Raw genomic sequence first — 23,075 nt, 5'->3', positions numbered from 1 at the left:
GGAAATACGCCGAAATTGGTGGAATTTCCGCGCGGATTTGCCTCGATTTGAGATCGGTCCGGGATGTGCTGTACAGTCATATCTCGGCCCGATGAGGCATCGGGGCGTATAGCTCAGGCGGTTAGAGCGCTTCGCTGATAACGAAGAGGTCCCAGGTTCAAGTCCTGGTACGCCCACGGAACATAACAGGTTCAGGTAACACTGAACCGGAATGAGGTACTTGTGAAGAAGTTGCTCGTAGTTGTAGCAGCAGCCATCGCAGGTGTCCTGGTTTATAAAAAGAACCAGGAATCCGAAGCCCGAAAAGAAGTATGGAGCAAGTCAACCGATACGGTGGATTAGCCCCTGGCCGCAGATTCGACTGGTAATTGCCAGTGTTGAATTGGGGTATGATTGACGGGTTGCTTCTTATGGGGGCATGGCGCAATTGGTAGCGCACCTGCTTTGCAAGCAGGGGGTTCGGGGTTCGAGTCCCCGTGCCTCCACCATAAGAAAGTCCCGGCCAGTATTGGCCGGGACTTTTTGCTTTAACGTCCAAGGCTAGCCGGCAGGGACCTTTTGGAGAGCTTGATCCAAGAAGGCTTTGAGTTCTCCCTTTCCCAACACCGGGGTGACGACGCCGAGGTCCAAGGTGGGCTGTGTGGCGGCAGCGGCTGCTGTCTCGGCGCTTTGAACCTCCTTGCGGGCTTGGGTAACTGCCTGGACATCGCCCTTCTTGGCCGCGTCCAACATCGCGATGGCCTCCTGCACACCTCGACCGTACTGTGCCGCTGCTGCGGTCCAATTCACGGCGTCATTGGCGAAGCCCGGCTCCGCCATTTGGGGCAGCAGCTCGGGGAGCCGTTGGAGCAGCTCCGCGCGCGCTAGCAAGGCCCCGGACGGTGACCGGCCGGCGTCGTACGCTGACCAGAACTGGTTTATATCCGCCGTCAGCGCGGGGGCCGACGGCGTCAGCGCATCACCTTGCCAGTCCTGGTTAAGGTCCGCGAAAGCCCTGACTCCGGCCTGGACATCCGGGGCTGGACCTGCCACGGCGGTCAAAGCCGCATCCATGGACTTGGCGGGATCGTAGGCAGGCCCGTTCCACGACAGGTCCGCGTAATTGAAGATAGCGGGCAGCGATAAGTACGCCTCGATCATCGGGTTGGTAACAATACCCCTGATCGCTTCGTTGAGATCGGAGTCGCGTCCCTTTACCGGCGCCAGGAAGATGTGGTCCTGCGAATAGTCATTGACGGGGTAGTTGTCCCAGATCACGATGTTCCGCTTCGTTCCGGGGCTTCCATAGCTCTGCTGGGCTGTCTCGGCAGAACCACGGGTGATCCGGTGGGACACCACGTCCTCGCCCGTCCACTGAACCACGATTTCGGGATTGAGTGCACGGCCCAGTGCCTTCTTGTAGGGGGTGCTTCCGGAACCGTTGTAGAAAGTGGGGACCATTTGAAGAGGCTGGATGTCCGGCTTCTTGGATATGAACCGAGCATTGACGTCGTTCAGGAACGAAGCTTCCGCTTTCCCGAGACCAGCCTCGGTGGAACCAAATTCCTTCACGTCCTCATCGCACTGGACCTTGGTGTCGATGTCGTCAAGGGGAATCACAAATGAGCGCACGCCCAAGCTGTAGAGGGATTCAAGCTTGGCTACCGCGGCATTTAGGTCCGCGACACTTGAGTAGCAAATATCCAGACCCGGGGACAGCGAATAGGCGAACCGGATGTGGTTCGCCGTTGCGGTGTCAATAAGCTCTTGCAGTTCCCTGAGTTGCTGATTCGAATACAGGGTCCGCCACTGATCCCGGAGAAGCGGATCGTTCTTCGGGGAGTAGATGAAGGTGTTCATCTTTTGTTGGGCGGCGAACTTGATGACATCCAAACGGGCTTGATGGGACCAAGGGATTCCATAAAAGCCCTCGATAACGCCTCGGGTCTGCATCAACGGCCAGTCGCTGATGAGGGCGGCGGGCACTGTTCCATCCTTGAGGAGTTGCCTGAGGGTTTGGACAGCGTGAAAGATCCCGTCACCGTCTCGTCCCACCAAGACCGCGGTGGGTATCCCGGCCGATGTGCCAGTAGCGATCGCATACCCCTCCGGGTGTCCAAGAGCGTCCTGGTTAGCGGCTGTGCTATCCCGTCCGAGAGTCGCGAGAACTGCGGACACTTGGGGGTCGCTGGCAGCGCCGAGGTACACGGCGGACGAGCCCGACATCGGATTGCTCAGGGAGGTTACGGTCTCCGCCGTCCCGCCTGCGCCCACCACAAGTGCTTGGACTGCCGAGACGGAGGCCTGGTCCGTTCCAGCCGCTGCCACGACGTAGACATGCCCGTTCAGGGGAACTGGTTTACCCGACGCCGCTGAGGCGTGCTGCGGCACAGGGTAGATGGCAGGCAAACCCGGTGCACCCGGACTCGTTGCGCTTCCAGGAGCGGAATCGGTTGCGCTTCCAGGAGCGGAACCGGCGTTTGATTGCTTGTACTGCACCAGAACGAACCAACCCGCGACCAGGAGGACCGCCGCCACGATACCGGTCGTGACAAGCATTAAAACCGACCGTCTGCGCTGCGTGCCCCGATCTCCCGGTGATGTGTCCACTAGATGCCCCTTGAGTGTGCGATCGGCAGCCCTGTGACCTGCGGCGACGGGATCCACCTGTAGTGATAAGACAACCACACAGACCCGGGCGCAGATAGGGTGCTTGGCTTCGGGACACTAGGGTTGATCCGTGAACCTTCTTATCGCCACCCTCGGGGTCCTCGGCGTGGCTTCCTCCGGGCCGTTGATCGCAGGAACCCTCGGGGCTACCTCGGTGACGGCCTTGGCGATCGCATTCTGGCGTAATGCCATCGGCGCAGTTGTGATGGCAGCACCCGTCGCCCTACGCAGGCCGACCGAATTCGCCAAGGTCACGCGGCGCGAATTTGGGTGGTCATCTGTTGCGGCAGTTGCCTTGGCACTGCACTTTGCATGCTTTATTACAGCACTGCAGCTCACCTCTGTAGCAGCTGCAACGGCCTTGGTTTGCCTGCAGTCCGGATGGATTGCCATTTTCCAGTCATTACGGGGCACAAGGCACCGCTGGCCCGTGCTTGTGGGTTTAGGGATAGCATTCGGTGGAGTGGTCGCCATCACGGGTTTCGACACCGGATCTTCGCCCACCGCACTCCCGGGCGACATCCTGGCCTTGGCGGGCGGCGCACTGGCAGGGCTGTACACCTTGGCTGGCGGGAAAGCGCGCCAATCGATGGGAACAGGAACCTACACCACCCTCTGCTACGGGATGTGCGCGGCTATCGTTGCTGTGTTGGCCCTGGCGAGCCACCAGCCGCTTGCAGGGTTCGACGCCGGAGGCTGGCTCGGGATAATCTCCGTCACCGTCTGTGCGCAGCTGGTGGGGCACACGGCGTTCAACCATTTGTTGGCGACCATGAGCCCCCTCTTGGTGTCCATGATTATCTTGCTGGAGATTCCGGGAGCCGCGCTGCTGGCCGCTATCTTCTTGCACGAAACTTTGCCGGCCGGGACGTATTCAGGCCTGGCCATGATTTTGGCCGGCCTGGTGGTGGTTGTCACCGGGCAGCGCCACAACCGCGCCTCAGCGGAGCGGCGTGAGGCCGAACTCGGCACTGACTGAAGTCAGGGCCCGCGCCGTCCTGCGGGAACGGCGTTCATCGTGTGGATGGCGCGCAGCACCTTGGCAGGAAAATATACCGAGAAGAAAACGACCATGGGTGCCTTCAACGCGATTTTGTTGACGTTGTGGGCCTTATACGTGCGATCAAACCGCGTGACGTAGTAGCGGTAATCCTTTGGCGAATCCTCCAGCCGGCGGGCGGACATGCCCGAGACCATGTGGGGTACGTACTGGATCTTGAGGTCGTGGTCAAAGAGGTGCAATGACAGGTCTATGTCCTCATGCATCTCGTCTTTTTCGTCCAAGCAGGTTTCGTTGCGAATGATCTCCCAAGCGGTTCGACGGATGGCCATATTGGAGCCGAAGAGGAAATGGTACTGATGCTTGGCCAAGCGCAGCATGAGTTGGCGCATCTTGTCGTCCGCTTTCAACCCAAAGCGCCGCATAGGCATGTCGTAATAGACCACGGGGCCCGTGGTTGCTTGCACCGACCGGTCGACGAAGGCCTTCTGGACTTGTTCGACCCAGTCGGGCTCTACCACCGAGTCGGCATCGATTCGTCCCAGGATGTCACCGCTGGCGCTATCCAGCCCAATGTTCCGTGTGGGAATCAGACCCTGTGCCTTGTCCTGCTGGAGCAGGATGATGGGGCTTTCCGGATATTCGTCCTGCATTTGGCGCACGAAGGCCGCGGTGCGGTCTGTGGAGCGGTTATCCACGACAATGATCTCGTCAGCCGGGACGGATTGGTAGATGGCAGCAAGGAGGCACTGGCGTATAACACTTTCCTCGTTATACGCCGGGATGACAATGGAAACCCGAGGGGCGCCAAGGGCATCCGGGGGCACGTCCACGAAGGGACCTTCAGCTGGCATCCCCATCAATCTAACACCCGGGCAGCGCGCTTGGTCGGTCGACTTGGTTAAGTGTGGACAAACACTGAAGGGGACCCTGGCTGTGCCAGGATCCCCTTCAAAGGACTGCTTGGTGCCTCTTCCCGCCGTCGGCGGTTTGATTCACCGACTAATTATCGATAACCAGTCGAGGCGCTTGATTAGCTGTGGGCGCCGTTGGATTCCGGGGTGGAGTCCTGGTTCTCATCGGACTCTTTGTTGCGGCTGGCCGCGATGTTCTTGACCGCAGTCTTCGCGTCCGTGGCTACCTTCGCCGAGTGCTCTCCCGAATCCTGCGTGGTGCCCTCCCCTGCATCCTCCGCTGTGCCCTCCGAGGTCTCATCCGCGGTGGTCACTGATGCGGGTTCAGCCTCAACATCGGTGGTTGTGGGCGCGACATCCGTTGCGGCAGGCTGGCTGGCCGCTGCTTCGGCAGCTTCGGCAACTGGCGCCGGCGTCGGCTTGGGAGTAACCGGAGAAGGCGTCTTCCACGGATCCTCCACGGGCTTGGAGGCCTTCCACGCGGCGACACCCGCGGCGGCAGCCGCAGCGATGACTGTCAGGATCAACCATCCGCGCTTCTTGGGCTGCTGTTCTTTGCCCAACTTAGCCGTCCTGCGCTGAGCCTTATCCAGCTGCGCGGTTGCGGCCTTGGCAGCCTCCTCGGCCGCGGCTTGCAGATGCTTGCTGGTGGCCTGCGCTTGCTGCTGGACGCTGTGCACAACGCCGGAGTCCACCAGTTTCTGCGCTACGGCATCCACTTGCGCGGGAGCGTTTTCCAGAACCTGGTGCACCACCACGGAGGCCTGGCCCAGCTGTTCGGACAATTTGGGCAAGTATTCAACAACTACTTTGTCCCGGGCCTGGCCAAGCACCGGAGTGGCCTTGTTCAAAGCCTCTTGGATCTTGGGTGTCGCGTCTTCGACTGCATCATGGATCTTTGGCGCAAGCTGCGCCAGCCCGTCCTGGATCCGCGGCGTAACTACCGCCACGCCGTCGGCGAGGTTGTGCGCAGCGGACTTCAGCCCCTCTTGGATCTTGGGGGAAGCGCTGTCGATACCGTGCTGGATACGCGGAACAGCCCAATTCACGGCTGCTTCCACACGGGGCGCAGCCCAGTCGCGGGCGTTGTCAACGCTGGCCGCCACGGATTGTTCGAGGTCGCGGGCAATACGGTCTGATTTCTTCACAACTACCTCCCGATACACATGCTCGTTTGTTGCTAGCCTACGTCGCTTAGTGAACACGGGCTATTCATCTGCCCGTTTCGTCCCGGATTTCACCCAGCGCGGAACCGGCTTCACGGCAACGTTGGCGATGACCCTGCATGGAAGAATGGATTCATGACCATCGCAACTGCAAAAGCAACGATCCACACCACCCTCGGCGATATCAAGGTTGACCTCTTCGGCAACCACGCGCCCAAAACGGTCGCCAACTTCATTGGCTTGGCCACCGGCGAAAAGGCGTGGAACCACCCCGAAACCGGTGAGGACAAGACGGGTACGCCGCTTTATGACGGCACCATCTTCCACCGCATCATCAAGGACTTCATGATCCAGGGCGGCGATCCCCTGGGCCGCGGCGTCGGCGGACCGGGCTACCAGTTCGACGACGAGATCCACCCGGAACTGACCTTCAACGCTCCCTACAAGCTGGCCATGGCCAACGCGGGTGTGCAGATGGGCAAGGGAACCAACGGTTCACAGTTCTTCATCACCACGGTCAACACCGACTGGCTGTTCGGAAAGCACAGCATCTTCGGTGAGGTTACCGACGAAGACTCCCGCAAGGTAGTAGACGCCATCGAGGGTGTCCGCACGGGCATGGGCGACCGTCCTGTGGAGGACGTCGTCATCAAGAGCATCGACATCGAACAGCTCTAACCCACGCGCTGAACCAGTCAGATGAGCTACGGAATTCCGTCGGCTGAGCCGTCCGCCGCCATCCCGGTTTGCCCACGGCACCCGGACCGGCCCTCCTATGTGAGGTGCCAGCGATGTGGGCGTCCAGCGTGCCCCGAATGCCAGCGGGCGGCCGCCGTCGGATTTCAATGCATTGACTGTGTCAACGAACAAAAACGTTCGACGCCGACATACCGTGCGCCGTATGGCGGTGCCCTGGCGGCGGGCAGGCCGCTGGTGACGTATTTGATCATCGCCCTGTGCGTGGTGGTCTACATCCTCCAGTGGGCACTCCCCGGTGACCTCGTTTTCCAGGATTTCGCTTATGCGAACATCTTTGCCGGCAGTGAACCGTGGAGGATGCTTACGTCCGCGTTCCTGCATTCGCAGGGCTTCCTCCTGCACATTGTCCTCAACATGTACTCGCTGTGGATATTCGGGCAAGTCCTTGAGCCGTTGCTCGGACGTCTTCGATTCCTGGCCGTCTACCTGCTGGCCGCGGTGGGTGGCTCCGTGGGCTTCCTGCTTCTGACCCCCACAGTCCCTCCTGTTGGACTGGTTGGCGCGTCCGGAGCGATCTTCGGCCTCTTTGGAGCCCTGTTGGTGGTCCAGCGCCAACGTGGTGGCCAAACGAGGCAGCTCTGGATCCTGATCGTGCTTAACGGCGTCATTGGCTTCCTGGTGCCGGGCATTGCATGGCAAGCCCACCTTGGCGGCCTTATTACAGGTGCGATCGCTGCAGCCGCGATTACATACGCCCCTCGCGGTAAGAGCCAAGCGCTGATTCAGGCGGCCAGCCTGGTGCTGGTTCTCGGGGTCTTGGCTGCTATCACGTGGTTCCACGTATCTGCTTCCTAGCTTGCTCGGGCCAAGCCGCTTGTCCACAAGCGTTATCCACAGTGTGAGTAACTTACATTCGTGTAGTTAGAACGGCTGCCCATGCTGTGACTGGCTGGGCCGGAAGATATCCCCCAAAAGGTATGGATCTTTCCACATCTGTGGATAACTTTGTCCCATCTTCCTTGGATTCTGTGGACAACTTCTAGGCTCACAGGGGTTTGTGGGGAAAAGTCAACCAAACGGCCGCCGTGAGGCTTTAATCAACAGGCTTATCAACAGTGTTAATAACTTACACACGTGTAGTTTCCTTGCCGCGTGGGCGCTCATGACGCCGCGATTGCCGGATATTGCCCTAGGGCCGGATGCGTTTTCCCCAGCTGTGGATAAGTTGTGGGAATGGGATTGTTGTTATGTGGATAACCTTGGCGGCCGCGGCAAGCTCCGGGCGATAGTTCGGGGGCCAAGCACGCAAGCGTTGCCTAGTCGCGGCCGCCCCACAACGCCTCCGGCCTGAACAGCGAGTGAAGCCTGGTTCAATATCCACAGCCTGATGCACAGTGGGCATAATCCAGCCAAAGGCGCAGAGGACGCCGAATAGGCCTAACCGCACCGTTTCCGGCTTCGAATCCAAGGATGTCCACAGAAGTTATCCACGGCTGTGGATAAAGTTACACACTTCTGTGGACAGGTGCGGTGGGCTCGGTGGCGTGGGAAGGCAATGACCAAACCCCGGACGAACCACGACGATGACTGTGTAGCAGGTGGGTATCAACGATTCCGACGGCCTCCATCAGCGCGTACATGGTCGTTGGACCGACGAAAGCGAAGCCCTTCTTGCGCAATGCCTTGGACAATGCGATGGATTCGGCGGACGTGGTGGGGATATCGGCTATCGTGCGCGGTTCTGGCGTTGAGGTCGGCTGGAACGACCAAACAAAGTCCACTAGGCCGCCTTCTTCCCGCAGCGCAATGGTGGCCTTGGCATTGGTGATGGCCGCCTGGATCTTGAGGCGGTTGCGGACAATGCCGGCGTCCAACATCAGACGCTGTACATCGGCGTCGGTAAACGCCGCGACGGACTCCGGGTGGAAGTCCAGGAACGCTTTCCGGAAAGCCTCCCGCTTGCGCAGGATGGTGACCCAGGAAAGGCCGGCTTGGAAGGCTTCCAAGCTGATGCGTTCATACATGCCCTGTTCGTCACGGACCGGCATTCCCCATTCGTGATCGTAGTACGCACGAAGGAGGGGGTCACTGGCCGCCCAAGCGGGGCGGGGCAGTCCGTCGTCGCCGATGACAGTGCCGTTTTCCAAGGGGCTCATACGCACTTCTCCAAGAGCGGCCAATCGTTGTTCAGTGGCCAGTAGTCGTTTCAGGGATAGTCTGCCCCATGGCTATGACAGTCCGGTGACCCTCATGGTGATATTGATTCGACCATGCTCCAGCCCGCAATCTTGGGGAGCGGTCCCGGCGAAGACTTTGGGAATGCCATGAAACGCAAATCTGGAGGGGCCACCGAAGACAAACAAGTCTCCTGATCGCAGCAGGACGTCAGTGTATGGCTTGGTTCGCGTTTGTGTGTTGCCGAATCGGAAGCGGCAGGTATCTCCGATACTCAGGGACACCACCGGCGCATGAGAAGCCTCGTCCTTGTCCTGATGCATGCCCATTGCCGCGCCGTCCTGATACCAATTGACCAGCGCAGCATCAGGAGTGTAATCACCGGCCAGTGCGGCCAGCGAGGGGTCGGCCGCTACTTCCGTGGTGTACGCGGCAGCGAGGGCTTTCCGTCCTAGGCGCACCATCCAATCGGGCAGGTCCAGCACCGGCTGTCCGTTGACGTCGGAGGCAGTCCGCGTGTACTTGTACGGCTGCCAATGCCACCCCAGGCAAACAGTGCGAACAGACATTTGGTGTCCACCCGGAAGCGTGGCCGCCCGAAGGGGAACGGGTCCTCGCGTCCATTCACCGAAACGTTCCACGATCCATCTCTGCTGCACAGGCGTGAGCCAGCCGGGAACATGCACAGCCCCCGGCCCCACCAGGCGTGGACCGGCGTCGTCGACTGCAGGCTGGACCAGCTCCAGCTCAAACAGCCCATCCTCGCTCATGCTACCGCTTCAAGGGCCAGCAGGGTGTGCTTGGCTTCAGTACCGCCCAGGTAGCCCCCATAGCTGCCGTCGGACTTGACCACTCGGTGGCATGGCACGATGACGGGCAGCGGGTTGGTGGCACAGGCAGTTCCCACAGCCCGGACCGCGTTGGGGCTCCCCGCGGCCTGTGCCACTTGGGCGTAGCTCTCGGTATGCCCGTAAGCGATTTTGGGTAAGTGGCGAAGGACGCTGAGCCGGAAACCGCGCGACAGCCGCAGGTCCAACGTGAGGTCGAATTGCCTCCGGGTGCCACTGAAGTACTCGTCCAACTCACGCGCGGCCGCGTCCAAGCGCGCCGGGGCGTGCAGGATGCGCGGGCTGACGGAATCGGCCAATCCTTGCAGGACGTCCTGGTGGTTCTCACGTTCGAAAGCTACCCTCATGATTCCGCGATCAGTGGCGGCCAGAAGAAGGCTGCCGAGCGGAGAGTCCACCACCCGATAGGCGATGTCCAACGTGTGCATCAGTTGGGCGTCCCGGGCCAACCTGGCTTGGAGGCTGGCGAGGGCAAGTTCAATGCCCACGTCCAGCGGCTCCAACAGGGACGCAACCTGGGCGTCGTCCGGAAGGGAGTCAGGGGTCTCGTCCACAGGTTCAGAGGTCACGGCATGTCAACTTTCACGGAGGAGCGGGCCATTGCCGAAGCAGGCGCCAGGAGGGCGCGGAGGGATTTCACGCCGTCCGCGCCGGCCCGGCGCGCGGCCTCGGGGGTTCCGCCCACAAGTGCCGCGATATCGCTGTACGGAAAACCGGCCAGGTAATGGAAGGCGACCACTTGGCGCTGCTTAGGCGGAAGCTTTCCGACGGCGTCGAGCAGTTCCGCCTGTCGGTCACCGGGAATCCCAAGGAGTGAAACCTGCTCTGGTGGTTGGTCCACGGGCACCGCGCGCCGGCCTCGGGCGCGCAGGTGGTCGATGCATTTGCGGTGGGCGATGGTGACTAGCCACGCTTCCAGATTCGCTTCCGGCGCCAGGGCAGGGTAGGCCTGCAAAGCGGCCAGGAAGGTTTCAGACCAAGCGTCATCGGCGTCATGCAATCCAAGGACGGCCCGGCACACTCGAAGGACGGTTGCCCCTTGTGCCTGGACCACCGCCTCAAAGGGCTCTTTAGTCTCGCCTTGATGCCCGGAGCGCATCAGAAGAGCTTGCTCTCTTTTGCTGCGGGAGGTTCTTCCAACTCCAGGAGGAAGCGCTTGTTGGAAAGGCCACCTGCGTAGCCGGTGAGTTGGCCTTTTCGGCCGACAACACGGTGGCAGGGGATGATGATGCTCAGTGGGTTGCGGCCCACCGCCGAGCCCACCGCCTGGGCGAGATGGGAATCACCGAGTTCCAGGGCCAGCTCCCCGTAACTTATGGTTTGCCCAAAGGGGATGTGTTGCAGCCGCTCCCAGACTTTCTCTTGGAAGGTGTCTCCCCTGACGGAGAAGGGCACATTGAACTCCACGCGGCCGCCGCTGAAGTACTCACCGAGCTCATCACGTGTCTGCACGAAAACGGGGTCCTCGATGCGCGCAGGCTGTCCGAAGTAATCTGGCGCAGGCATGTGCCAGTGACCTTCATAGAAGATCCCCGTCAGGTACTCTCCGCGGGCAGTAAGCGTTAACGTCCCGAGCGGCGAATCCAAGGTTGTGTGCCTGCTGTTCATATCCTGTAGACGCCCTAGGCCGTTCAGATGTGAGGTGCGGATTCCTACGAACGCCAGCGGGTGGTCATGAGGAATCCGACGATTGCGATTCCGAAGCCGGCGACGATGTTCCATGAGGACCAGTCCGGTACAGGAAGGCGGCCCTCGGAAATGTAAAAGGTGATGATCCAGAGCAGGCCGATGATCATCAGGCCGAACATCACAGGTTTGTACCAAACCGGATTCGGCTTGTACTGCTGGGCGGTGGAAGTCTGGGCCTGACGGGCAGGCCGCTTGCGGGGCTTGGACTCGGGCACGGATCCTCCTTGGCTGTGGGATAAATACCCGTTGCGTCAAGCCTTGATATCCTGCAGGAAAGGAATTTCCAGCGGACATCGGGCATACGACGTTCCGGGTGGCTCTAGCTGTCAAGTCTAGCGCCAACCAGATACGCACCTGCGCCGACCGCGCCCGTTCTGAGGAGACCCCGTGGCGCATCAGCAGACGACGCCATCTGCTGCGCCTTACGGGGCAACAGAGCCCCATGAGCCGCGGCCGCTTTCACCGAAGCGGCGGGGTCCCGGCGACGTGTTCCGGTTGATTTGCCGGATCCTGGGTGAGCTCCTCATCACCGCGGGGATTGTCCTGCTTCTTTTTGTGGCATGGGAGCTATGGTGGACCAACGTAGAAGCCGATGCCAAACAGACCGAGGCCGTCCAAAGCTTCGCGCAGCACTTCACCGGTCCTACCGCACCGGCAGCTACCGGCACCATCGACTATGGCACCCCTGTAGTAGGTAAGGCCCCAGCCCACGGCCAGACCATCGGCATCATGTACATCCCGCGATTCGGCGCCGACTACACCCGCCCCATCATCGAAGGAACCAGTGCCGACGTGCTGGACACCTTGGGCCTGGGACACTACGGAAGCACCAGCATGCCAGGTGCCATTGGCAACTTTGCGGTGGCCGGACACCGGCAAACCCACGGCGCGGTCCTGGACAACATCCACACACTGGTTCCCGGGGACAAGATCTATGTACAAACAGCCGACGGCTACTACACGTACGTTTTCCGCAACAACCAGATCGTCCTCCCGAACCGTACCGACGTCCTGATGCCCGTTCCTACGCAAGCAGGGGCTGCAGCCAAGGAGAGCATCCTGACTATGACGAGTTGCAACCCGCGCTTCGGGTCCCAGGAACGCATTATCGCCTTCTCGGTGCTGGAAAGCTGGCAACCGGCCTCAGCCGGGCCGCCGTCGGCAATTGCAGCCCAAGTAGCCCAAGCCCGAGGAAAGGGATAACGGATGTACGCCTGGATTTTCCGGAATCTTCCGGGACCGCTTTGGGTCCGGATTCTGACGTGCTTGGCGTTGGTCGCCGTAGCCTTGGTGCTCATGGCGCAGTACCTGTTCCCTTGGTTATCCCAATTCACCACCTTGACCGACTCAACGATTGGTTCAGCGCAACAGCCATGAGCACAACAAAAATTCTCGTAGTGGATAACTACGACAGCTTCGTTTACACCCTGGTGGGGTACTTGCAGGAGCTCGGTGCGGAGACCACCGTGGTCCGCAACGACGACGTCACGCTTGCCGAAGCCATCGAACTGGCGGCCGCCCGCGACGGTGTCCTCATCTCCCCGGGCCCTGGCACTCCCGCCGAGGCGGGGGTATGCATCGAGCTCATCAAATGGTGCGGTGAAAAGGGCAAACCGATGCTCGGCGTCTGCCTCGGCCACCAGGCACTTGCTGAGGCGTACGGCGGCGTGGTCACCCATGCACCGGAGCTGATGCACGGAAAGACGTCTCCGGTGCAGCATGCAGGCACCAGCGTGTTTGCCGGGCTCCCGTCGCCGATCACTGCAACCCGGTACCACTCGCTCGCGGCCGTTCGTGACTCGATCCCCGATGTCCTTGAGGTCACCGCTGAGACTACCAACGGTGTGGTCATGGGGTTGCAGCACAAGACCGCCCCTTTGTGCGGTGTTCAGTTCCACCCGGAGTCCGTACTTACCGAGGGTGGATACCAGATGCTGGGTAACTGGCTCGAGTCACTTGGCATGGCCGGGGCGGCCAAGCGGGCATCCACGCTGAGTCCCTTGATAAAGCAGTGATGCCTGTAAGGCAGTGATGCCTGTGTAAAGCATTGGTGGCTGGCGCGGTTACTTCTTTGGCCCGGTGACCTTAGTAGGCGTGGGGGTAGGCGTATCCGTGGCCGCGTCCGTTGGGGTCGGCGTAGGAGTCGGCGTCGGGACCGGAGGCGGCGCGGGAGCCTTCGCCACGGTGACAGTCACAGCCTTGCCTTGATCGACCTTGGTGTTGAATGCATCGCTTTGGGCTGTCACCTTACCGGGGTCCACCTGCGAGTTCTCTTGTTCCACGGCCACCATGGCCAGGCCATTGGATTTGAGCAACGCCTCCGCCTCCGCGACAGGCAGGCCAATCAGCTGCGGCACCACGACCTTGCCCGTGGAGACCTGGAGTTCCACCTTGCTTGAGGTCGCCATCGGCACACCCGGCGCCGGGCTGGTATTAATGACAACGCCTGCCGGGACAGTGGGGCTGTCAACCATGGTGGTGGTGACATCCCCGGTCATACCCAGCCTGCGCAGAGCGTCCCGAGCGTCCAGTTCGGTGCGGCCCACAATATCCGCGGGAATCGTGACGGCACTGGGGCCGCTGGAAATCGTGAGGACAATCTCCGCGTTCGGCTCCACCATGGTGCCCGCTGCCGGCGTCGTTCCCACTGCCTTGTCTTTGGGCACCGTATCGCTGGAAGCCCGCACTGATTTGGGTACCAGTTTGGCGGTGTATAGGTCCTGGATGGCTTGCGACTCGGTCAAGTTGGCCACTGTGGGCACCGCAACTTTCTGAGACTTTTGCGGTGTGCTCATGATGCTAAAGAGCCAGAAACCCACGCCACCGAGGACGATCAGCGTGAAAATCACCAGGGTGGCCATCCAAGCCCGACGCCGGGACTTCTGGCCGGCGGGCAGTTCCCTTTCAGGAGGCAGGCCTAAGGGAAGTGGTTCTTCCAGATGCTCGTGGAGCGGCTCGGCGTAGGCGTCTTCTTTGAACTGGCCAACGTCCAGGAAACCTACGGCAGTGGTGCTGAGAAGGTGCGTTGCCGGGTCTTCGGGTTCCACGAGATCGTTCGGATCGGTGGGAGCCTCAGAGGCTGGAAGTGCTGGGACCGCAATGCCGTTGCTTGCAGCCCTGAGGGCCCGGCGGAAAGCGGCAGCATCCTGGAAGCGGTCGGATCGGCTCTTCTGCAACGCTTTGACCAAAACCGAGTCCAGGGCCTCGGAAACGTCCGTGTTGTAGGAGCTGGCCAACTCCGGCGTCTCCCGAACGTGCTGATAAGCAACAGAGACCGGGCTGTCCCCGATGAAGGGCGGCCGGCTGGTCAAGAGTTCGTACAAGAGGCAACCCGCGGAGTACAGGTCACTGCGTGCGTCCACCGTTTCACCGCGGGCTTGCTCGGGCGAAAGATACTGGGCGGTCCCCACAACCGCCTGAGTTTGCGTCATTGTCGCCGCCGAATCGGCCATGGCCCGGGCAATGCCGAAGTCCATGACTTTGACCTCACCGCTATCGGCGCACACCATCACGTTGGCGGGTTTGATATCCCGGTGGACGATGCCTGCCCTGTGGCTGTATTCCAACGCCGAAAGAACACCCAGGGTGTATTCCACCGAGTCCGCAACGCTCAACTCGCGAGCCTTGATCATGTCCCGCAAGGTCCGCCCGGAAACGTACTCCATGACGATATAGGGGACGCGCACATCCTCGCCCGGACCTCCAGGAACCGAATATTCGCCGGTATCGAAGATGGCCACGATGGACGGGTGGTTCAATGCCGCCACAGCCTGGGCTTCGCGCTTGAACCGGGCTTGGAATTGGGGATCGCGGGCCAAGTCAGCCCGGAGGACCTTGACGGCGATAGTCCGTCCCAGGAGCGTGTCCGTGCCACGGTAAACGTCGGCCATCCCGCCACGACCGATCAGCTCGCCGAGCTCGTATCGGCCATTGAGGATGCGCTGGGAACTCACAGGGCTGCTCCCCTCTCTATGCGCTGGACCGGGACGTGGCATGGACATGGACGTTACTTACTTGCTCGGGGTGGGAGAGCTCGAGGCCTTGGCGCCGGTGTTCGGAGCGCTCGAGGGAGCGGCTGCTTTGGACAGGTGGTAAGTCACCACAGAACCTGTTTGAACCTTGGTTCCTGCAGGTGGGTCGGAGCTGACAAAGGTACCCGCCGCTTGGCCGGGGTTTCCGTTGACCGGATCACCAGCCACCCAACGCAAGTTCGCGCCGTCGATAAGGCCTTGGACCTGTATCTCGGACAAGCCGACACCGATGCTCGGCACGGAAACCATCTCGGGACCCTTTGAGTACTGCACCGTGATCATCTGTCCCGGGTCCACCAAGCCCGTGGGGTCAAGGTTCGTCACCGTTCCAACGGGCGCCGGGTTGAACACCTGAACGCCGGTAACTCCCAAGCCCATACCCCGCAGTGCCGCACTTACGGCCGCGAATGGCTGGCCCAGGTATTGCTCGGGGATCACGTTGATCTTCTGGGGAGTGGACTGTGAAGGTGTCGCTGAGGGCGCCTCCGATGTCTCACTCGGGGTAGCGGACGGGCTCGGGGCGGTTGAGCTCTGGCTGGGCGTGGAGGCAGCGGACACGCTCGGCGCGCTGCTGGGTGAGAAGAAGCCCGACTGGGAAATCAGGAAACCAACCAAGGCGAACAGGACCAGGAGGATCAAAGCCACCAAAGGCCACGTCCAAGGGCTTCGCTTCCGCCGTTCCGGCTCCGGCTCGTCAAAGTTCTCCTCGGTGTAGAGGACTTCCTCATCGTTCAGCTGGCGTTCGGCCTCAAGGGCGTTGGCTCGGCCGAGATGATTATCGGCCGACGCCCCCGCAGCTCCGAGTGCCGCACCGGCTGCGCCGGCGCCCAGTACCGGAAGCGCGGAGGTCGCCGTCGTCGAATGTTCACGTCCGAAAGGGGAACCGACGACGCCGGTGGGCGCCGTGGCCGTGTCGATCGGGGCCGTGAGGTCCCCGGCGCCTTCGTACAGCAGCATTCCCGGAACTGCGGCGTGGGCCGTCGCGATGTCGCCGTTCCGAATGGCTTCGGCGGCTTCGGCCAGCTTGATGGCGTTGGCCGGACGGTTCTTGGGGTCCTTTGCAAGCATCGACATCAACAGAGCCCGGACGGGCAGGGGCAACGTCTCCGGGAGCGGCGGCGGAGCATCGTTCACCTGGGCCAGCGCGATGGCAATTTGTGATTCGCCGGAGAACGGCCGATGTCCCGAGAGGCATTCGTACCCGATCACGCCCAGTGAATAGATGTCCGAGGACCCCGTGGCAGTTTGGCCGGTGGCCTGCTCGGGAGCGAGATACTGTGCAGTGCCCATGACCTGGCCGGTCTGGGTCAACGGAACCTGGTCCGCCAGGCGAGCGATACCGAAGTCCGTCACTTTGACGCGGTTGTCCGGAGTGATCAGGAGGTTGCCCGGCTTGATGTCCCGGTGGACGAGGCCCTGTGCATGGGCCACGGCCAAAGCGCGGGCGGTCTGCCCAATGATCGAGAGCGTCATATCCGGAGAAAGAACTTGCTCGCGTTCGAGGATGGCGCTCAGCGGGTGGCCCGGCACGAGCTCCATGACCAAGTAGGCGGATCCTGCCTCTTCGCCGTAGTCGAAGACGTTAGCGATACCCACGTGGTTGAGCAGGGCGGTGTGGCGTGCCTCGGCCCGGAAGCGCTGCAGGAACCCGGGGTCTCCGGTGTATTCCTCCTTGAGTACCTTAATGGCCACGATCCGGCCAAGGATTTGGTCCTTGGCTTTCCAGACCTCCCCCATGCCGCCAATCGCAATACGACTGGTCAGCTGGAATCTGCCGCCGAGTGTGATTCCTGAAGTAGGCCTCACTTGTTCAACACCGCCTCAAAAATCTTCTTTGCGTTCGGACTGGTTAGCTTGGCGCCGGTGAGCACATCCACACCCTCCATGACGATGGTGACGGCCACTTGCGGGTCGTTCGCCGGGGCAAATCCGGTAAACCATGAGTTGTTCAAGCCGGAGGTACCCAACTCCGCCGTTCCGGTTTTGCCGGCCACCTTGATTCCTTGCACCGCCGCACCCTTGGCGATGCCGTTATCCACATCGCCGGTCATCCATTCGGTAATCTGGCTCGCGATGGCTTGGGTGGTACTGGTCCGGAGGGACTCGGGCTTGAACTCGCTGATAACGCGGAGATCGGGTGCCCGGACAGTTTTGACCAGATTGGGCTTCATCTGGACCCCTCCGTTGGCGATTGCCGCCGTCATGAGGTTGATCTGCAGCGGGGTCGCCTTGACGTCACGCTGGCCCACGGCCGACTGCGCGAGTTGGGCCTGGTCCAATCCCTTGGGGAACACACTGACGGCCTGCTGTAGCTTCAGCTGGTCCCCGAATGTATCTCCGAAGCCGTACTTGGTGGCCTGCTCCCGGATGGCATCCTGGCCCAAATCAAGGGCAACGCTGGCAAACGGGGTGTTGCACGACTGCTCCAAGGCAAAGGCAAACGTTGCGGTCTCGCGTGTGTCGCAATTACCGCCGGCGTAGTTGGGCAGGCTGGCCGTCGACCCTGGAAGAGGCAGGCTGCTGGGGTTGGGAAGCACACTGTCCTTGTTGTACTTGCCCGAGTTAAGTGCCGCCGTTGCATCCACGAGCTTGAAGACCGAACCGGGGGACAAGAGGTTGCCTGTGGGTCCGCTGACATTTTGATTCAGGTTGATCCCGGGAACCTGGTTCAGCTTGCTGTAGTTGGCTTGGGCCGCGGCAGCGTCGTGCGTCGCGATCAGGTTCGGGTCATAGGACGGCTTGGACACCATGGCCAGGATGGCACCCGTTTTGGGGTTGGTGACGACGATTGAGCCGCGCTGCCCGTCAGGGATGAGGTCATAGGCCAGCTGCTGGATCGCCGGATCCAGGGTCAGTTCCACGGAAGCGCCCTTGGGTTCATTGCCGAGGAACATCTGGCTGACACGATCCAGGAAAAGCTGGTCCGAATTGCCGGCCAAAGTGTCTCCCATGGACTGCTCCAGGCCGGTGGACCCAAAACCCTTGGAGAAGTATCCGGTGACGCCGGCATACAGCTCGGGCTGGTTGTACTTACGCTGGAAAGCGCATGTCTCCGTTCCCGCCACGGACTCCACGATGGGCTTTCCGCCAACGATGATCGCACCGCGATCATTGCAAAACGATGCCAGGATGGCGCGTTGATTCCACGGATTGGCGTTGAGATCGTCCGCGCCGATCACTTGGACGTAGCTGATGGCACCGAAAATCAACGCGAACATTGCGACGGCGGCTATCCAGGAACTGCGAATTGCCTGGTTCATTGTTGCCTCACCGCCTCTGTTGCTGTGTTGGGTGTTTGTCCTGTGACCGGCTTACGCACAGTCGGGCTGCTGCTGGTCGCGGGTGGTTTATTCACCATGGGGCTGGTGTCCACGGGACCGCGGGCAGTATGGGAAATCATGAGCAGCAAGCCGACGATGATCCAGTTGGCAAGCAGTGACGATCCGCCGGCCGCGAGGAACGGAGTGGTCAGGCCCGTCAAGGGAATGAGTCTGGTGACCCCGCCGATGACCACGAAACACTGCAGGGCAATGGCGAACGAGAGCCCACAGGCCAGGAGCTTCCCGAACGCATCCCGTGTTCCCAAGGCGGCGCGGAATCCGCGGGTGAAGAGCAAGAGATAGAGCATGACGACGGCGAAGAGCCCGATGAGGCCCAGCTCCTCGCCGATCAAGGCCACGATCATGTCACTGTTGGCAAAAGGAACCAGGTCCGGCCTGCCCTGGCCGAGGCCCGTGCCGACCAGTCCGCCGTCGGCCATTCCGAACAGGCCCTGCACGATCTGTCCGCTACCGCCCGGAGAACGGCCAAAGACCTCGGGAGTGAAGGCATTGATCCAGCTGTCGATACGGTACGCCACGTGCGAGAAGATTTTCGCCGCGAGGAAGCCTCCGCCGATCAGCAAGGCCACACCGATCACAACCCAGGAGATACGGCTGGTGGCTACGTAGATCATGACGATGAAAAGCCCGAAAAACAGGACTGAGGAGCCGAGGTCGCGCTGGAACACCAGAACGCCGATGCTCACCAGCCAAGCGGTGAGCATGGGACCAAGATCCTTGAACCGAGGGAACTGCATGGGCCCGATCTTCCTGCCGGCAAGCAGGATGAGGTCCCGGTTTGAAGAAAGATACCCTGCAAAGAATATAGCGAGAGTTACCTTGGCGACCTCGCCGGGCTGAAAGGTCATGGAGCCAACGCGGATCCATACGCTGGCGCCCAGAACGTCACCGGCAGAGATGCCGGGAACGAGGGGAAGTATCAGCAATAGGGCACTCGCGGCCAAGGAAATAAAGGTGAAACGCCTCAGTACGCGATGGTCTTTAAGGAACCAGATGACGGCGACAGATACGGCCATGGCAAGGAGCGTCCACCGAAGCTGGTTATTGCCGGTGTCCTCCCCGGGGGCGTCCATGCGGTGGATAAGCGCGAGGCCAAGTCCGTTCAAGGCGATCACAATAGGAAGTATTACTGGATCGGCATATTTTGCCCGAATGCGAAGCACCAAGTGGAAAGCGAACGCTGCGACGGCCAGCAGGCTCGACTGGAACCAGAAGTCGCCATTCAGGCCGTTGGTGGAGTTGATGCTGACCAAAGCGCTCGCTCCAATGCCGACCGAAAGCGCAAGCACCAAGAGGGCCAGCTCCACGTTTCGCCGGGGCTTGGGAGCCGTCTCATCGTGGATCATTTTGACGCCTCACAGTGTGTCGGGACCGGCGAAGGTGTAGGGCTGGCCACGGCAGCGGTACTGGGTATGGCGGGGGCGGTTGAACGGGACGGCGTAGGCGAGGGGGTGGGCTTGGCGGAGATGCTGGGGCAATCCGCCGACGCGCTGCCTGTGTTCTTAAGGTTTTCCACGATGCGCTGGGCGTCGCGAAGATCACCGGCCGGGACGGTTTGCTGGACGCTCTGCTGACCGTATTCCGGCAAGGAATCCACTTTAACATCCGTCACCGACTCCAGCCGCGAGAGCTGAAGGGGACCCAAGCGTTGGGAAATGCCATTGAAAATGGCAACCCGCTGGTCGTATTCGCCCACGTAGTAGCGGGTCTGCGTCCACGCGTAGCCAAGCCAAAGACCAACCACGACGCCGAGAACAACAACCGCCGCGACGGCCGGCATGAGCCAGCGAATCCGACGACGGGGCGGTTCTTCGACTTCCTCGCGGTCCTGTTCGGCTTTATGGGTGAGGACCATGGCGGCGCGACGCGCCACTGTGCGGCCGGCCACCGTGGGAATGGACCCGGTCTCGGCTGCGGTGGCAGCGGCACCTACAAGCTCGTGCGGGCGGCTCGCCAATTCCTCCCGGAGAACCTCGGCGGACAGATGTTCACCGAGGTGCGGATCTGTGGTGACAGGCGGCTCGGCGGATTCTTCCGGAGACTCCGAGCCGGATTCCGTGTCCGAGTCGGTGTCCGCGTCGGTGTCCGCGTCATCGGCCTGCGGAGAGTCGGACGCGGCCGGTTCGGCTCTTGGTGGCTGCTCAGTCTTGGCCGTCGGCGCGGGTTGGACGTCGGCTTTGGGCTCTGGTTTCGGGTCTGATTTGGTTTCGATAACCGCGACGACTGCCGGGGCCGGAACGACGTCGACGGCGGCCGTGTTGGCGTCGTCGTCGGTCTCCTCAACGATCTCCAGCATGACGACGGTGACGTTGTCCGGGGCGCCCGCCTCAAGGGTGAGGTTGACCAGGAGCTCAGCACATTCACGCAAGTCAGGCGTTTCCCGAACGGTTCGCTCAACAACATGGCCAGCCACGTAGTTGAGGCCGTCCGAGCAGAGCAGCCAACGTTCTCCCGGCTGGACGTCCAGGACGTCCAAGTCCAATTCCGGACTGGCGTCCACGTCACCGAGGACGCGCATCAAAACGTTCTTGTGCGGGTGTGTCTCGGCTTCTTCCGGGCGAAGCCTGCCTTCGTCAATGAGGCGCTGCACAAACGTGTGATCCACGCTGACTTGCTCGAATGTCTTGTTGCGCAGCCGGTAGGCGCGGGAATCCCCAATATGGGCAAAGTGGAGCTTGCGGTCTTCAAGAAGCAGTGCCGTGACCGTGGTCCCCATCCCGGAAAGTTTCGGATTCTGGTGGACGAGCTCGGACAGGAGGGAATTGGCTGTCTGGATCTCGTCCGCGAGGACTGTGTCCGCGCCCTCGGGATAATCGTCATGATCGAGGTGGATCATATCCAGCACGGTGGAGGCGGAGGCTACGTCGCCACCGGCGTGACCGCCCATGCCGTCGGCGACCACCGCGAGGTGCCGCCCCACGTACGCGGAGTCGTCATTCTTCGAGCGGATGCGTCCTACGTCGGAACGCGCCGCGTAGCGCATGATCAGCGGGCGCTCCGCGGGTGTGTCCTTGGCTCGGCTAGTCTCGGGCGAGGCCATGGATCACGGCCTCAATTCAATGACCGTCTTGCCGATTCTCACGGGGACACCGAGCTCAACGGGCAGGGCCCGCGTGAGCTGTTGATCGGCCAGATAGGTGCCGTTGGTAGAACCGAGGTCTTCGATGAACCAGCGGCTTCCTTGCGGGAAGAGTCGTGCATGGCGGCCGGATGCGTAGTCGTCCTCAAGGACGAGCGTCGCTTCCTGGGCGCGGCCCAACAGGATAGGACTCGCGGCCAGGGGCAGCGTGGTTCCCTTGAGTGGCCCTTCGGTTACTACCAGGTTGCGGGCATGTTGGATGGCCGGCTGCGCAGGAGCCGCGAGCTCGGGATGCTTGCGCACCTCGCGGGCCGTGGGTGCACCGGTAGCTGCCTTGCGACCGATCTGGAAATCGCGGCGCATGGTGGAGACGATGCTGAAGATCAACACCCAGAGCAATAGGAGGAATCCGAAGCGGAGGGCAGTAATGGTCAGTTCGCTGATGCCGTTCACGCATGGCCCCCCGGCGTTTGGGGAAGTAGGCGGAAGATGATCCTGGTCCGTCCCATGGTGATGGTGGATCCGTCGGTGAGCTCCACGCTGCCGTTTACCTTATGTCCGTTGACGTAGCTTCCGTTGGTGGAGCCAAGGTCGACGGCCCAGGTGCCGCCATTCTCGGCCCTGACTTCGAGGTGCTTCCGGGACACTCCCGTGTCGTCCACCAAGATGTCAGCCTCGGACGAGCGGCCAAGGACCACAGAGGGGGCGTTCAGCGAATAGCGTTGTCCGTTGATATCCAAGACGGGCTGCAGCCGCACGGGCTGCCGGGCGGGTGCTGCCGGAACGTGGGCGGCGTGTGGCTGTGCAGGAGCGGCCGCATCCGACGTCGACTTCTCGGTCTTGGAAGTAATCTCGAAATGTCCGGCCCGTTCCTGCTCATTGCGCCGGAAGGAGATCCGGACAGGTCCCTGAAGAATGTAGCCCTGGCTGCGCACGTGTTCAATGACGACGTCGCACAGTTCCTCCGCAAGGGGCGTTCCCCATTCCTGGGCCCTGGTGAAGTCCTCGTCGCTGAGGAGTACATCAAAAACGTTGGGGGCAAGCGTGCGCCCTGCAGAAATAGTGAGGGCTTGGTTGTCCAATTCCCTACGTAAACGACTGGCAATCTCCACCGGCTCGACACGTGCCCGCGACCCCGTGGAGAAGACATTACGGACGGCCTTTTCAATACCGCGCTCGACTTTGTCCAGCAAACCCATGGTCGTTCTCCTTTCCTTGCCGCGGCACCCACCGTGCCTGGTCCGATAGTCCGTACGTGGCCCGTCGACGCACACAGCAAAGTACGCGCCAAACGGCCCTTCCACTCCCCGATACTACTGGGACTGACTGTGATTGGCCTTAATCCACAACGCCCTCGGGCCCGGAAAAGTTCGATTACGAGGTCAGCCCAGCCCGTGCCGCTCGCGGCAGACCGCGGCCGCATGGTGATGGGGAAGCGCGACGATTGGTGTTTTGCCGGAGGTGTCCGTTATGCTTGATCTCGC

22 protein-coding genes and 2 tRNA genes are annotated in these 23,075 nt (G+C 61.4%); 8 read left to right on the top strand and 16 right to left on the bottom strand.

Annotated features, from left to right (window positions below; genetic code table 11):
• Positions 1 to 102: 102 nt before the first annotated feature.
• The 3 genes from QRN04_RS15560 (at position 103) to QRN04_RS15550 (ending at position 488) form a co-directional block, all read left to right on the top strand.
• Positions 103 to 176, top strand: a tRNA-Ile gene (locus QRN04_RS15560).
• 46 nt (positions 177 to 222) lie between these two features.
• Positions 223 to 342 (top strand): DLW-39 family protein, encoded by a 120-nt coding sequence (locus QRN04_RS15555; RefSeq protein ID WP_284976929.1) that lies wholly within the window; start codon positions 223 to 225, stop codon positions 340 to 342.
• A gap of 70 nt (positions 343 to 412) precedes the next feature.
• A tRNA-Ala gene (locus tag QRN04_RS15550) sits at positions 413 to 488 on the top strand.
• Positions 489 to 540: 52 nt separating this feature from the next.
• Here the strand turns inward: QRN04_RS15550 and QRN04_RS15545 are convergent.
• The gene (locus tag QRN04_RS15545; RefSeq protein WP_284976928.1) at positions 541 to 2,538 is read right to left on the bottom strand and encodes a glycoside hydrolase family 84 protein; all 1,998 of its coding nucleotides are present in this window, start codon (positions 2,536 to 2,538) and stop codon (positions 541 to 543) included.
• A 181-nt stretch (positions 2,539 to 2,719) separates the two neighbouring features.
• Here QRN04_RS15545 and QRN04_RS15540 point away from each other — a divergent pair, with 181 nt between their 5' ends.
• On the top strand, positions 2,720 to 3,628 hold the full coding sequence (locus QRN04_RS15540; RefSeq protein ID WP_284976927.1) for a DMT family transporter: 909 nt from the start codon (positions 2,720 to 2,722) through the stop codon (positions 3,626 to 3,628).
• 2 nt (positions 3,629 to 3,630) lie between these two features.
• Here the strand turns inward: QRN04_RS15540 and QRN04_RS15535 are convergent, their stop codons facing one another.
• The gene (locus QRN04_RS15535) at positions 3,631 to 4,503 is read right to left on the bottom strand and encodes a glycosyltransferase family 2 protein (RefSeq protein WP_284976926.1); all 873 of its coding nucleotides are present in this window, start codon (positions 4,501 to 4,503) and stop codon (positions 3,631 to 3,633) included.
• A 179-nt stretch (positions 4,504 to 4,682) separates the two neighbouring features.
• Entirely contained in the window at positions 4,683 to 5,711 is a 1,029-nt protein-coding gene (locus QRN04_RS15530) for a hypothetical protein (RefSeq protein ID WP_284976925.1), read from the bottom strand.
• A gap of 153 nt (positions 5,712 to 5,864) precedes the next feature.
• Between QRN04_RS15530 and QRN04_RS15525 the strand changes: the two genes are divergently transcribed.
• Both QRN04_RS15525 and QRN04_RS15520 read left to right on the top strand, forming a co-directional pair.
• Positions 5,865 to 6,407: a peptidylprolyl isomerase gene (locus QRN04_RS15525; RefSeq protein WP_284976924.1), complete on the top strand. Its 543-nt coding sequence runs from the start codon at positions 5,865 to 5,867 to the stop codon at positions 6,405 to 6,407.
• A 21-nt stretch (positions 6,408 to 6,428) separates the two neighbouring features.
• Positions 6,429 to 7,283 (top strand): rhomboid family intramembrane serine protease, encoded by an 855-nt coding sequence (locus QRN04_RS15520; protein WP_284976923.1) that lies wholly within the window; start codon positions 6,429 to 6,431, stop codon positions 7,281 to 7,283.
• Between the two features lie 650 nt (positions 7,284 to 7,933).
• Here QRN04_RS15520 and QRN04_RS15515 read toward each other — a convergent pair.
• The 6 genes from QRN04_RS15515 to QRN04_RS15490 form a co-directional block, all read right to left on the bottom strand.
• Positions 7,934 to 8,584, bottom strand: a complete 651-nt coding sequence (locus QRN04_RS15515; RefSeq protein WP_284976922.1) for a DNA-3-methyladenine glycosylase I — start codon at positions 8,582 to 8,584, stop codon at positions 7,934 to 7,936.
• A 72-nt stretch (positions 8,585 to 8,656) separates the two neighbouring features.
• The gene (locus QRN04_RS15510; protein WP_284976921.1) at positions 8,657 to 9,373 is read right to left on the bottom strand and encodes an alpha-ketoglutarate-dependent dioxygenase AlkB family protein; all 717 of its coding nucleotides are present in this window, start codon (positions 9,371 to 9,373) and stop codon (positions 8,657 to 8,659) included.
• Positions 9,370 to 10,020: a methylated-DNA--[protein]-cysteine S-methyltransferase gene (locus QRN04_RS15505; protein WP_284976920.1), complete on the bottom strand. Its 651-nt coding sequence runs from the start codon at positions 10,018 to 10,020 to the stop codon at positions 9,370 to 9,372. Before QRN04_RS15505 ends, QRN04_RS15510 begins: the two co-directional genes overlap by 4 nt.
• Positions 10,017 to 10,550: an RNA polymerase sigma factor gene (locus tag QRN04_RS15500; protein WP_284976919.1), complete on the bottom strand. Its 534-nt coding sequence runs from the start codon at positions 10,548 to 10,550 to the stop codon at positions 10,017 to 10,019. Before QRN04_RS15500 ends, QRN04_RS15505 begins: the two co-directional genes overlap by 4 nt.
• Positions 10,550 to 11,059, bottom strand: coding sequence for a methylated-DNA--[protein]-cysteine S-methyltransferase (locus tag QRN04_RS15495; RefSeq protein WP_284976918.1), 510 nt, complete (start codon positions 11,057 to 11,059; stop codon positions 10,550 to 10,552). Before QRN04_RS15495 ends, QRN04_RS15500 begins: the two co-directional genes overlap by 1 nt.
• 44 nt (positions 11,060 to 11,103) lie before the next feature.
• Positions 11,104 to 11,355: a cell division protein CrgA gene (locus QRN04_RS15490; protein WP_284976917.1), complete on the bottom strand. Its 252-nt coding sequence runs from the start codon at positions 11,353 to 11,355 to the stop codon at positions 11,104 to 11,106.
• Positions 11,356 to 11,527: 172 nt separating this feature from the next.
• Between QRN04_RS15490 and QRN04_RS15485 the strand changes: the two genes are divergently transcribed.
• Together QRN04_RS15485 and QRN04_RS15480 are read left to right on the top strand one after the other, a co-directional pair.
• Positions 11,528 to 12,343, top strand: coding sequence for a class E sortase (locus QRN04_RS15485; protein WP_284976916.1), 816 nt, complete (start codon positions 11,528 to 11,530; stop codon positions 12,341 to 12,343).
• Between the two features lie 170 nt (positions 12,344 to 12,513).
• A complete protein-coding gene (locus QRN04_RS15480) occupies positions 12,514 to 13,155 on the top strand; it encodes an aminodeoxychorismate/anthranilate synthase component II (protein WP_284976915.1) in 642 nt (213 codons plus the stop codon).
• Positions 13,156 to 13,203: 48 nt separating this feature from the next.
• Here the strand turns inward: QRN04_RS15480 and pknB are convergent, their stop codons facing one another.
• From pknB to QRN04_RS15445, 7 genes are read right to left on the bottom strand one after another with little or no spacing between them, the layout of a single operon-like run.
• Complete coding sequence (gene pknB, locus QRN04_RS15475) at positions 13,204 to 15,141, bottom strand: Stk1 family PASTA domain-containing Ser/Thr kinase (RefSeq protein ID WP_284976914.1); 1,938 nt, start codon at positions 15,139 to 15,141, stop codon at positions 13,204 to 13,206.
• A 9-nt stretch (positions 15,142 to 15,150) separates the two neighbouring features.
• Positions 15,151 to 16,977 carry a protein kinase domain-containing protein gene (locus QRN04_RS15470; protein WP_284976913.1) on the bottom strand — a complete coding sequence of 609 codons (1,827 nt, stop codon included), beginning with the start codon at positions 16,975 to 16,977 and terminating at the stop codon, positions 15,151 to 15,153.
• The gene (locus tag QRN04_RS15465) at positions 16,974 to 18,431 is read right to left on the bottom strand and encodes a penicillin-binding transpeptidase domain-containing protein (RefSeq protein ID WP_284976912.1); all 1,458 of its coding nucleotides are present in this window, start codon (positions 18,429 to 18,431) and stop codon (positions 16,974 to 16,976) included. The genes QRN04_RS15470 and QRN04_RS15465 overlap by 4 nt, the downstream gene beginning before the upstream one ends.
• Entirely contained in the window at positions 18,428 to 19,858 is a 1,431-nt protein-coding gene (locus QRN04_RS15460) for an FtsW/RodA/SpoVE family cell cycle protein (protein ID WP_284976911.1), read from the bottom strand. Before QRN04_RS15460 ends, QRN04_RS15465 begins: the two co-directional genes overlap by 4 nt.
• Positions 19,855 to 21,552, bottom strand: coding sequence for a PP2C family protein-serine/threonine phosphatase (locus QRN04_RS15455; protein WP_284976910.1), 1,698 nt, complete (start codon positions 21,550 to 21,552; stop codon positions 19,855 to 19,857). Before QRN04_RS15455 ends, QRN04_RS15460 begins: the two co-directional genes overlap by 4 nt.
• Positions 21,553 to 21,555: 3 nt before the next feature.
• The gene (locus QRN04_RS15450; RefSeq protein WP_284977016.1) at positions 21,556 to 22,035 is read right to left on the bottom strand and encodes an FHA domain-containing protein FhaB/FipA; all 480 of its coding nucleotides are present in this window, start codon (positions 22,033 to 22,035) and stop codon (positions 21,556 to 21,558) included.
• Positions 22,036 to 22,040: 5 nt separating this feature from the next.
• Positions 22,041 to 22,790: an FHA domain-containing protein gene (locus QRN04_RS15445; protein WP_284976909.1), complete on the bottom strand. Its 750-nt coding sequence runs from the start codon at positions 22,788 to 22,790 to the stop codon at positions 22,041 to 22,043.
• Positions 22,791 to 23,075: the final 285 nt, after the last annotated feature.

The organism is Arthrobacter sp. efr-133-TYG-104, from assembly GCF_030208915.1.
Lineage (GTDB): Bacteria > Actinomycetota > Actinomycetes > Actinomycetales > Micrococcaceae > Arthrobacter.
The sequence above is the reverse complement of the archived record's forward strand: the minus strand, read 5'-3'. Positions and strand labels throughout refer to the sequence as shown.